7 protein-coding genes are annotated in these 11,636 nt (G+C 67.2%); 3 read left to right on the top strand and 4 right to left on the bottom strand.

The annotated features are described in order from the left end of the window. Window positions 1-27: 27 nt before the first annotated feature. The 3 genes from AUL38_RS10710 to AUL38_RS10700 all read right to left on the bottom strand — a co-directional run bounded on the left by AUL38_RS10710 (window position 28) and on the right by AUL38_RS10700 (window position 8,912). Window positions 28-1,485: a glutamate synthase subunit beta gene (locus AUL38_RS10710; protein ID WP_059061991.1), complete on the bottom strand. Its 1,458-nt coding sequence runs from the start codon at window positions 1,483-1,485 to the stop codon at window positions 28-30. Next, window positions 1,478-6,088, bottom strand: a complete 4,611-nt coding sequence (gltB, locus tag AUL38_RS10705) for a glutamate synthase large subunit (protein ID WP_059061989.1) — start codon at window positions 6,086-6,088, stop codon at window positions 1,478-1,480. The genes AUL38_RS10710 and gltB overlap by 8 nt, the downstream gene beginning before the upstream one ends. 301 nt (window positions 6,089-6,389) lie before the next feature. Then, window positions 6,390-8,912, bottom strand: coding sequence for a S8 family serine peptidase (locus AUL38_RS10700; protein ID WP_059061987.1), 2,523 nt, complete (start codon window positions 8,910-8,912; stop codon window positions 6,390-6,392). Window positions 8,913-9,163: 251 nt separating this feature from the next. Here AUL38_RS10700 and AUL38_RS10695 point away from each other — a divergent pair, with 251 nt between their 5' ends. Next, window positions 9,164-9,610: a hypothetical protein gene (locus AUL38_RS10695; RefSeq protein WP_059061985.1), complete on the top strand. Its 447-nt coding sequence runs from the start codon at window positions 9,164-9,166 to the stop codon at window positions 9,608-9,610. A 268-nt stretch (window positions 9,611-9,878) separates the two neighbouring features. Further along, window positions 9,879-10,235: a glycosyltransferase gene (locus AUL38_RS10690; RefSeq protein WP_059061982.1), complete on the top strand. Its 357-nt coding sequence runs from the start codon at window positions 9,879-9,881 to the stop codon at window positions 10,233-10,235. Between the two features lie 11 nt (window positions 10,236-10,246). On the opposite strand, the gene AUL38_RS10685 is transcribed toward AUL38_RS10690, so the two are convergent. Next, window positions 10,247-11,023 (bottom strand): SDR family oxidoreductase, encoded by a 777-nt coding sequence (locus AUL38_RS10685; protein ID WP_059061980.1) that lies wholly within the window; start codon window positions 11,021-11,023, stop codon window positions 10,247-10,249. Window positions 11,024-11,266: 243 nt separating this feature from the next. On the opposite strand from AUL38_RS10685, the gene AUL38_RS10680 reads away from it, so the two are divergent. Beyond that, window positions 11,267-11,626: an RNA polymerase-binding protein RbpA gene (locus tag AUL38_RS10680; RefSeq protein ID WP_059061978.1), complete on the top strand. Its 360-nt coding sequence runs from the start codon at window positions 11,267-11,269 to the stop codon at window positions 11,624-11,626. Window positions 11,627-11,636: the final 10 nt, after the last annotated feature.

Genomic DNA, 11,636 nt, shown 5'->3' with positions numbered 1-11,636 from the left:
CCTGTCAGGGCCGTCGCGTACCTCGCGCTAAGCGAACGCACGGTCGAACGCGCCAACCGGGCTGGGCAGCACCGTACCCCCGGTGAGATAGCGGTCTGCGGCGGCGGCGGATCGTCCCTCGGCGATTGCCCAGACGATGAGCGACTGCCCTCGCCCCGCGTCACCGGCGACGAACACTCCGGGGTGATCCGTCGAAAAGTCCCTCGCCCGCTCAAAGCTCCCCTCAGAGTTCATCGTGAGCGCGACAGCCGGGTCGTCGACTGCTTCGGGCCCGGTGAACCCCAGCGCGATCAACACCAGATCCGCCGCAATGAGACGCTCGGTTCCCGCAAGCGGCACGCGACCGGAGTCAGTGAACCCGGTCTCTGCGACGCGCAGGCCGGTCACGGCTGACTTCCCAACGAACTCGACGGTGGAAGCCAGATACTCGCGGTGTCCCCCCTCCTCGTGTGAGCTTGACACTTCAAAGATCGTCGGGTGTGTCGGCCAGGGCTGCCCCGTCGGCCTGAGCACCCCAGGCTGTTTGCCGATTGCGAGGCTCGTGACCGACAGAGCGCCCTGTCGATGCGCCGTACCGACGCAGTCGGCCCCCGTGTCGCCGCCGCCGATAACGACAACGTGCTTGCCCGCCGCGTCCACAACCGAGCCTGCGTGTTCCGCGGAAGGCAGCGCCCCGGACTGGACTCGATTCGCAGCGACGAGAAAGTCCATCGCGGGCATGATTCCGGACAACTCGCGGCCAGGCAACGCCAGTTCCCGCGGCACGGGAGCCCCCGTCGCGATCACGATGGCGTCAAAGCGTCTGCGTAGCTCCCCCCAGCTCATGTCGGTGCCGAGCTCAACGCCGCACCGGAATCGCGTGCCCTCCGCTTTGAGCTGCTCAATGCGGCGCGCCACGAGCGCCTTTTCGAGCTTGAAATCGGGGATGCCAAACCGCAACAGCCCACCGGGCGCTTCGTCGCGTTCGTAGACCGCGACTGTGTGGCCCGCGCGAGTGAGCTGCTGCGCGGCCGCGAGCCCCGCGGGCCCCGATCCGACGACCGCAACTGTTTTTCCGGTGAGCCGTGCGGGCGGTTGCGGTGTCACCCAGCCTCGCTCAAAGGCTTCGTCGATGATGTGGTTTTCGATCTGCTTGATCGTCACAGCGGGCTGGTTGATGCCGAGGACACACGCCGATTCGCAGGGTGCCGGGCACGCCCGTCCGGTGAACTCGGGGAAGTTGTTCGTCTCGTGGAGCCTGTCTATTGCCTCCCGACTTCGGCCCCGATGCGTGAGATCGTTCCATTCTGGGATGAGGTTGCCCAGCGGGCAGCCCTGGTGGCAGAACGACACCCCGCAGTCCATACAGCGGGAAGCCTGCCTCCCGATCACTGCGGCGTCGCCGCGCTCGACGACCTCGCGCCAGTCCATGAGCCGCAGCGCGACAGGCCGCTTCGGCGCGAGTTCCCGTTCGCGGACCTTCAGGAATCCGTGCGTATCAACCATGGGTCGCCTCCACAATCTCACTCCACACCAGCGCGCCGTCGGGGTCAGCCCCCGACGTCGTCGCCCGTTCGCGGATCTCTAGCACCCGGGAATAGCCGCGCGGGATGAGGCGGGTGAACCTCCGCGCCGTGCTCTCGGGATCAACGTTGAAGGCTTCGAGCAGCGCGGCGGCGGTGCGGGAGCCGGTCTGCTCGCCGTGACGGCGCAGCAGTGATCGAATCTTGGCAATCAGCGCAGACTCGGTAGGGTCCCCGTCAACAGCTCCGAGCGACTGCAGCACGAGGGCGCCCGAGGCGACCTCCGCCGCGTTCACGCGTGCGGGGTCGAGATCAAGGACCACGGCCTCGCCGCCGCTCATCCCAGCCCCGAAGTTACGACCAACGGGGCCCAGTACCAACGCAAACCCACCGGTGAAGTATTCGAGCGCGTGATCGCCGACGCCCTCGACGACGGCGGTCGCGCCTGAACCACGCACGAGGAAGCGCTCACCCACCGAGCCGGCGATCCACATCGCACCGCTCGTCGCGCCGTAGCCGATGACATTCCCGGCGACGACGTTGCTCCCGTCCGGCGTTTCGTCGGGGTGGGTGCGGATCGTGATCTCACCGCCAGAGAGGCCCTTGCCGACGTAGTCGTTCGCGTCCCCGATCAGCCTGAGCGTGATGCCAGCCGGCAGGAACGCGCCAAGCGACTGCCCCGCAGAACCCGTGAGTGTCACGTCGATCGTCTCGGGTGCGAGACCCGCGGCGCCGAAGCGCTGCGTGACCTCGTGGCCGAGCATGGTGCCGACCGCGCGATGCAGGTTGCGGATCGGGAGGTCAATCACCGTGGGGGCTCGCGAGTCAAGCGCGTCGCGCGCGAGGTCGATGAGGCGCACATCGAAATGCTCCTCGAGTTCGTGGTTCTGCGCCCTGCCGTTGCGGCGCGGCTCGTCCGCGTCGAACACGGGGCCACGTAACACGTCCGTCAGGTCAAGCCCCTCAGCTTTCCAGTGCCGCACCGCCTCGTCGACATCGAGCGCTGCCGCGTCACCGACGGCCTCAGCGAGCGAGCGGTACCCGAGTTCAGCGAGAATCTCGCGCACTTCTTCGGCGATAAACGTGAAGAAGTTCACGATGTGCGCCGCCTGTCCGGTGAAGCGCTCCCGCAGCTCGGGGTTCTGGGTGGCCACGCCGACCGGGCAGGTGTCGAGGTGGCAGACGCGCATCATGATGCAGCCGGAGACCACGAGCGGTGCCGTCGCAAACCCGAACTCCTCAGCGCCCAACAGCGCTGCGATGACGACGTCTCGGCCGGTCTTGAGCTGGCCGTCGGCCTGCAGCACCACGCGCTCGCGCAGGCCGTTGAGCATGAGCGTCTGCTGCACCTCGGCGAGCCCCAGCTCCCACGGTGAGCCCGCGTGCTTGAGTGAATTCATCGGGCTGGCCCCGGTGCCGCCATCGTGGCCGGAGACGAGGATCACGTCAGACAGCGCCTTCGCGACGCCGGCGGCGACGGGACCAATCCCACTCTGCGCGACAAGTTTCGTCGAGATGCGGGCTGCGGGGTTCGCTCGCTTGAGGTCAAAGATGAGCTGCTTGAGGTCTTCGATCGAGTAGATGTCGTGATGCGGCGGCGGCGAGATGAGCCCGACTCCGGGCGTCGCGTGCCTGGTGCGGGCAATCCACGGGTACATCTTGCCCGGTGGGAGCTGGCCACCCTCGCCAGGCTTCGCGCCCTGCGCGAGCTTGATCTGGATCTCGTCTGCGTGCGTCAGGTACATGCTCGTCACTCCGAAGCGGCCAGACGCGACCTGTTTGATCGCGCTTCGCCTGGCTGGGTCGGTGAGTCTCTCCTCTGCTTCCCCACCCTCGCCGGTATTCGAGCGCCCGCCGAGCTGATTCATCGCGATCGCGAGCGTCTCGTGCGCCTCCGGCGAGATCGAGCCGTAGCTCATGGCGCCCGTCGCGAAGCGGCGTACGATCTCGGAGACGGGCTCAACCTCGTCGAGCGGCACCGCGGGCCGCCGCGGGCTGAATCGGAACAGCCCGCGCAGCGTCATGAGCCGTTCTTGCTGCTCGTTCACGCGCGCCGTGTACTCGGAGAAGATCTCGCGCCGGCCCGTGCGGGTTGCATGCTGGAGCTTGAAGATCGTTTCCGGGTCGAACAGGTGCGGCTCCTCGCCGCGCCGCCACCGGTACTCTCCCCCAGTTTCGAGCCGTTTGTGCGCGAGCGGAGCGGTGTCGTCCGGATATGCCGCGCGATGGCGTGCGGCGACCTCTGCCGCGAGCACGTCAAGCCCGACGCCGCCGAGGCGCGAACTCGTGCCGGTGAAGTACCGGTCGACGACCTCACGGGACAGGCCGATCGCCTCAAAGGTCTGTGCGCCGCAGTACGAGGACACCGTGGAGATCCCCATCTTGCTCATTACTTTGAGCAGCCCCTTGCCGAGCGCCCCGATGAGCCTCCCGATCGCCTCCTCCTCGGTGAGGCCGGGGAGCAAGCCGTCGCGCACGAGCAGGCCGACGCTCTCCATCGCGAGGTAGGGGTTCACTGCGGCCGCACCATACCCAACGAGCACGGCGACGTGGTGCACCTCGCGCACATCCCCAGCCTCCGCGATGAGCGCGACCCGCATCCGTTCGCCCTCTCGAATGAGATGGTGGTGCACGGCCGACACCGCGAGCAGGGTCGGAACCGGCGCGAGATCCTTATTCGAGTCGCGGTCCGAGAGAATGATGAACTCGGCGCCAGCGCGGATCGCGGCGCTCGCCTCCCAGCACATCGCATCAAGCCGCTCTGCGAGCCCCCGCGCGCCGAAATCCACGGGGTATAGGCCGCGGATCGTCACTGCACGCTCGCGCTCGGGATCGTCCCCGAAGTGCTGAATCCGCGCGAGCGCCCCGTTGTCAATCACTGGGAAGTCGAGGATCACCTGCCGCGCGTGATCCGCTGACTGGCTCAGGAGGTTTTCCTGCGGACCAATTCCCGCGCGCAGACTCGTCACGAGTTCCTCGCGAAGCGCATCCAGCGGGGGGTTCGTGACCTGCGCAAACTGCTGCACAAAGTAGTCATGCAGGTGGCGAGGCCGCTCGCTGAGCACGGCGATCGGGGTGTCGGAACCCATCGCGGCGAGTGGCTCACCGCCAGCGGGCGCCATCGGGGTGAGGATAAGCCTGAGTTCCTCCTCCGTGTACCCGAAAGTCCGCTGTCGTCGACTGATGGAAGACGGTGGGTGCACGAGGTGTTCGCGCTCCGGCTCATCGGCGAGCCGGATCCGCGCCTCCTCGAGCCAGCTCCCCCAGGGAGCGAGGCTCGCAAGCTCATGCTTGACCGCATCATCCCCTCGGACGTGCCCCGTTTCGAGGTTCACGGCGAGCATCCTGCCGGGAAGCAGCCGACCGCGGCGCGCAACCCGCTCGGGGGCGAGGTCGAGCACACCCGTTTCGCTTCCGATGACGAGGAGGCCATCGTGCGTGACGAGATAGCGGCCCGGCCGCAGACCGTTGCGGTCAAGCAGCGCGACGAGTTCGCTCCCGTCGGTCGCGATCATCGCGGCCGGCCCATCCCAGGGCTCCATCACGAGGGAGTGATACTCGAGAAAATCGACGAGTTCTGCATCAAGCTCTGCGTTGGCCTCCCACGCCTCTGGCACCATCATCGCGAGGGCGTGTGGCAGCGACCGACCGCTCATCACGAGCAGCTCGAGCACCTCGTCGAAGCTTGCCGAGTCGCTACCTCCGGGCGAGCAGATGGGTAGCAGCGGCGCGATGTCGCCGAGCAGCGGGGACTCAAGCTGTGCCTCACGCGCACGCATCCAGTTCCGATTGCCCCGGACGGTGTTGATCTCGCCGTTGTGCGCCACGAGCCGGAGAGGCTGCGCGAGGTGCCACGAGGGGAACGTGTTCGTCGAATACCGGGAGTGCACGATCGCGAACCGGGAGCAAAACCGCGGATCCGCGAGGTCGACGTAGAACTCTGGGAGCTGTAGGGTCGTGACCATGCCCTTGTAGACGATCGTCCGTGTCGAGAGGGACGGGAGATACACCCCCGTTTCGTGCTGGATCCGCTTGCGCGCCCGGAACGCGCGGCGCTCAAGCTGTTGCGGGTCGCTCGCACTGCCAGTCGCCGCAGCAACGATGAGCTGCTCGATTGCGGGGGCGGCGGCCCGAGCGTTCTCCCCCAAGACAGACTCGTCTAGCCCGACCGGCAGCCAGGCGATGACGCGCAATCCCTCTTCCGCAGCGATCGCAGCGATGCAGTATCGAACCGCGCGGCGCTCGGTCGAGGGCCTGGGCAGGAACGTGAGCCCCGCGGCGTATTCCCCCGGTTCGGGCAGTTCCGCCCCAGCGGCTGCGCAGCGATCTCGGATCAGGTCGTCGGGCACGTCGCTGAGGATGCCCGCGCCGTCCCCGGTGCCCGCGTCGGACCCAACTGCCCCACGGTGCTCGAGGTGTTCAAGGGCTTCGAGTGCCAATTCGACGATCCGATGACTCGGCTCGCTGGTGAGAGACACCACTGCGGCAAGCCCGCACGCGTCGTGCTCGTGCGCCGGGTCGTAGAGTCCGACCGCAGGCGGCAAGCTCGTCGCGGTGACGCGTGTGGGGTCGATGGGTGTGCGCATCGACGTCCTTTCTCTCGGCGGGACGTCGGTGACCCGGTCGGATGCTGCTCTCGAAGGCATCGTTCCCCGGCCAAGCGGCCGCGATCCCCGCGGTTGCAGCTGCGGAGCTTTTGAATATAGCACCCGTTTATTCGGTCGACCGAATCTTTACGCGAAGTTTCTGCACATCGTGCGGCCCAAACGGAGCCAAAGCGCATGATTCTGCGGCCTCGCCGCCACCAGGCCGCACCATAGCCGCATCGGGCAAGGCACGGATGGTGCCTCGCCCGCCCGAGCGCCAGGGCTGCGTGCTCGTGCGACGCTATGCGGTTACGGGACGTCGCCGCAGAGCGGCGACGCTCACCCCAATTCCGAAGATAAGGAGCGCGCCGGCCCCGTAGAGCGCGGGCCAGGGCCGAGAACTACCGGACTGGGCTAGCGGCGTCCCCGAAGCGGTGGGTTCGGCTGGGCCGGGCGGCGTGGGTTCGGGCGGCGTTGGCCCTGGCGGCGTTGGGCCGGGTTCGAGCAGGGTCGATACTTCGAGCAGCGCCGGGTCGCTGACCCCCGCCGGATTGCGCGCGGCAAGCCGCACCGTGTACACCCCGCCGGGCACCAACCCCTCCACCTTGTGCGAGGTAGCTGCACCGTCAAGGGAAGTCGACACTACCGGCTGCGCACCGGCCGGCGCCGCTGTGCCCACGGCCGTGTGCGCAGTCGAGACTGCCACCAGTTCGACCTCCAGGTCGAGTGTCGTTGCCGCCGAGACTTGGTCCCATTGCAGTGTGAAGCTTGTCTGGGTGTGATCGCGAGCCGCCAATCGCTGCGGCGCACTCGGCTCGTGCGTGAGTGCCGTGAGCAGCGCCTCGGCGTCGACGAGCCCGGCACCAAAGACGTGTTCGTCCAAGATGCCGAAGCGTGTGTAGGGGTTCACCGGCCCGCCGTCTGCGCTTCCACGAGCGGACGCAAGTAGACGCGTGGTGAGCTCGGCACCGCTCAGGTCGGGCCGGTAGGACTGGGCCAACGCCGCTACGGCAGCGACATGCGGGGCGGCTGCGGAGGTGCCGTAGAAACGATACTCCGGGCGACCCGGCTCCCCTGCGTCCTGCCCAAAAAACGTCGTCTGCGTCCCGTCAACCGCCGCTATGTGCGGGGTGCCAGGCACCACTGGCTCGGGAAGCGGCGCGGCGGGCGCTGCCGCATCATCCCGCACGGGTTCGAAGAGCAGCGTCGACGGGCCGAGCGCACTGTAGTCACGCACGACACTGGGGTCCCGCCAATCCAGGGAGGCAACGCTCACCGCGCTGCCGTCGCCACCGTGCCCGAACGTTGTCGGCCCCACGACGTCGCTGACGCCGTCGCCAAGGAACGTGCGCTCGGCGATCTCGTCACCGCCCCGCTGGAAGCCGAACCGCACGGCGGGAGCCGGCGCGGTGGGATCGTGACCGGTGCGGACCAGGACTGCGCGCAACTCAGACCCCTGCGGCACCGTGATTTGCCCAATGGTGCTCGGGAGTTGCGCAGCGAGCTGCGGCGCTACGCCAACGAGCTCCGGGGTCTCCGCGCCGGCAACAACACGGAATATTCGCCACTCGTGGAATGTAGTGATGCCGAACATGGGCTCGCCAATGGATCCGAGCAATCGCATTGACACCTCGGAGTCGGTGTCCGATTCCCGTACCGTCAGCGTGTCATAGGGCACGGAGTTCGCGGGATCGGGATCGAAATCCATACAGTCGTACTCGTCAAGCGCTGCGAGCTCGTCGTCTTCCCCGGTGACGAGCCAGTCAGGGCAGGCCATCGGACGGTACGCGGTGGTACTCCAAGAGGAAATTGGCCGCCCCTCACTTGCCCCTCGCACCCCAAGACCAGTCCCGTTGCCAGCGGAAGTAAAGTAGGCGACCCCCTCGGCCTTCACCTTCTCGATCGTGGCTGAGAGCACACCCAACTGGTACGCAGGCTCCAGACCCCAGGAAATATCGTCCACGATGATGTCTGCGCCCGCGTTGGCGAGGTCAGCGACGTGGTCCGCCATTTCATAATCGCTCGTGCCAGCGTCCGCGAAGAGGAGCGTAGCTCCGGGAGCGATCCCGTGCACGAGCTGCGCCATCGCTCGGCCTTCATCTTCACCGCCGATGCCATCGGACAGCAGCGTCACCGGTGTTGTATAGCCGCACGGGTTTCCCGGGCCAGGGAGCGCGCCAGAGGCCACATCCTCCTCCCACGAGGTCGCAAGCGTCGTTGCGGCGAAGGAGTCCGAGATGATCCCGATCGTCACCCCGGTGCCGTCCACACCAAATAGCTCACGCGCCGAGTCCGCGCGCAGCGGGCTGTCCGCTTCGATAAGGATCGGCCCGCAGCTGTCTGCCGCCGCCGCCGCGTGCGGGAGTGATGCGGTCTGAGCGGGGGCGATTCTCCCCGTGAACGGACGAATTGCCGGGACGGCGCTCGCGACCCCGGGGATGGCGGAGAGCTCACCGAGCTGCGTGGGGTCGACGCGAACGGTTGCCGCGGGGAAGCGGTCAAATACCTCATCGATTTCTGCGAGCTTCGCGAGCGCAGCAAGCACGCGATCGCCCGGCGCCGCATCGAAGAGCACGGTGGCGGTGATGCGCTCAGCACCGTCAAAAGTGAGACTGCCGCCCCCGTCCACAGGAAGCGCGACCTCTGCTGCGAGCTTCTCCGGCTCCGTACTGCCCGCGCTCGCAGCGGCCACGATCTGATCTACCAGCGTGGTGCCAGTGTCGGGTTCGGAAGGTTCCTCGGCAGAGGCGGCCGGGCCGATCAGCGTGACGAGCAGCGGGACCGCAGCACAGACCGCAATCCCTTTCAGGAGAAGCGAACGCATGAGGCTACCTTTCGGAATCGCAGCGTGGGCCCCCATGCCAGCACGCCACTGTTGAGCGTAGCAAGAATTCCCGTTCACAGTCCAGTTTCCGCTCGACAGTCGACCGGCCCAGCAGCCAACGGCAGACGTCAGCGGGCCTGGCGCTTCGGGCGCTGCCGCCGTCACATGGTTGAGCCATTCCCCGCCCTCACTGCGGCTAGCCACTTTTTCGGCCTACCATGTTCGCACGTGTCCCGAGAAAGGCATTCGCGATGAAAACACTCTTCATCACAGCAGGCTGTGGCGGTAACCTCCCGCCAACCTTCGCGGTGGCCAACGCCCTCACCAGGCGCGGCGTCGAGATCGTCTTCGCCGGGTTGGAAGCCGACAGCATCGGGTTTCCCACGGCCAGCTTCGATGCGGCGCTTGCGGTGACTCCGGATCGCGGAGGCAAGGGCCTGCGAAAGGGCTTCGCAATGGCTGGCCTTCTCGCGGGACCGGCCGCCACCCGTACCGCGCGGACGCTCGTCGCAGCTGCACAACCCGACGGCACTGTCGTCGACTGTACGCTCATCGCTCCGCTGCGTGGCGCGCTCGCGGCCAGTCGGCCCGTCGCGGTGCTCTTTTACACCCTCGGCGACTACTGGGCCCAGCCATTCGATCGCGGCCCCGCCGGCCGCGGGCTCGCGCTGCTTGGGATGCGGCAGCGACCCGGCTGATGCTCACAGACGAGCAGCTCGACCCCAGCTGTTCCTCCCGAGGTATGCGTGGATACGCCTGGGTGGGAACGTCCGACACCGGCGTCGAACCCTCCGCAAGGAGTAGCCGCCGCCGGGTACTGGTGGTGCTCAGCGCCACGGATTGGCCGGGCATGCTTCCCACCTATCGGAGCTTTGTTGCGGCGCTCGCACCGCTACCAGTCGACGCTGTCGTCACCACCGGCGGGGTTGATCTTGGCGGTGAACTCCGGGGCGCCGGAACGTCGAGGTGCGTGGCTGGGTGCCGCACGAGACCCTGCTCCCCGCAACCGACCTCGTCATCGGTCATGACGGTCACTCGACAACGTTCAAGGCGCTCGCCCACGGCGTGCCAATACTCGTACTGCCGATCAATCCGATCTCGGATCAGCTACATGTCGGGCGCACGCTCGAGACTGCGGGGTTAGCGCGCCTGCTCGCGCGCACCGCGACAGCCAGTCAGATCCGCACATGCGTGACCGAGATGCTCGATGACGAGGAGTTGCAAGCGCGGGTTGCAGCCGCGGACCGCAGACTGCGGCGCGCTCCGCCAGGTGGCGAGGTCGCGGCTGCGCGGATCCTCGCCACCTTGAAGCGGACAGCTTGAACGATCGGGCGTTACGCGCCGAAGCTCGCGACGTCACCCACCAGGCGCGTGTTGTCCGCAGGCACGTCCTCGACAGCTGCGCGGGCGACCTCAGCGGCAAACTCCGCCACGTTGTAGAGCTTGCCGGCCTGCTCGCGACGCTCCTCGAGCGCGCCCGGGTTCATGCGGTTGAGCAGGGTCGCGGTGACGGTCCCCTCGATCATGTCGCCCGAGACGACGACGAAGCCGATGCCGCGCTCGGCAAGAGCGGGAATGCGCTCGCGCAGTGCGTCCTCGCCGGCACGCTTCGACAGCGCCACTGCTTCATACTCGGGCATCGTCGGCGTCGTACGGATGAAGTGTGCCTGGTGGCTCGTCACGAAGACGACACGCGATCCCTCACCCATGAGGGGCAGCGCGGCGTCGAGTACACGCAGCTGCGCGTCACGGTTGAGCTGCAGCGCGTAGTCCTCGGCCATCCCTGATTCCATACCACCGGAGGCGTTGAGCACGAGGATATCGAGCCCACCAAACTCCGCCTTGATGTCTGCCATCATGCCGGCGACCGATGCTTCGTCGGTGAGGTCTGCCCCCTGCACGAGCGCGCGCACGCCGAGCTCGCGCAGCTGTGCACCGAGCTTTTCTGCACGCGGCGCCTTGTTGCGGAAGTTCACGACAACGTCGGCTCCAGCCTCAGCAAAGTAGCGGACGGTATCGGCACCAACGCCACGGGATGATCCGGTAACGAGGGCCCTACGGCCTGCGAGGCTTCCGGCGTCGAGCGTTGGGGTGGCAGCGGTCTCAGTCACAGTGTGGTTCCCTCAGTGTGTGAGTGGGTGGGCGTTTGAACTCGTCTCAGCGTAGTCCACGAGCCGCGCGCTGGCCGCATGCCTCGCGCGGTTGCGGCAAGCCCGGAGCCGTCAAGCCCAAGGTTCGCTTCGAGCAATCAGGGGTGTACTCGGCACGCGATTCGCGATACGCTGCGAATAACTCGGCGGCAGTGCCAACCCAGATGGCGCGAAGCTTTACCGCCGAAGGCGAGGGAGGCTTCATTGGCCGATCGAACACTTAAAGGGTCCAGAATTGGCTCGACGAGCCTGCAGGGCGAGGCAGGCGTCGAGCTGTCGCCGCGCCGCACCGTCGAGTACATCACCGACAAGGGCGTCAGTTTTGCTGTCACGTTCGATGCCGATGCCGAGCCGCCGCCCGAGTGGACGGATCAGCGAAGCGGCGAGATCGGGTTTCTTGACGACGAGGCCGGCCGCACCGCGCGCGCTGAACTCGAAGCGAAGGAGTCCGCGCAGCGCACCCCGTGGGACATGCTCATCGAGCGCCGCTCCCGCGAGGAACTTGAGGAGCTCCTCGAGGAGCGGCTGAAGCTGCTGCGCGCCCGTCGCGGCACTGCGAAGTAGCGGTACCACC

This window comes from Leucobacter sp. G161 (assembly GCF_001482305.1).
GTDB lineage: Bacteria > Actinomycetota > Actinomycetes > Actinomycetales > Microbacteriaceae > Leucobacter.
This window is presented reverse-complemented; position numbering and strand designations above follow the sequence as displayed.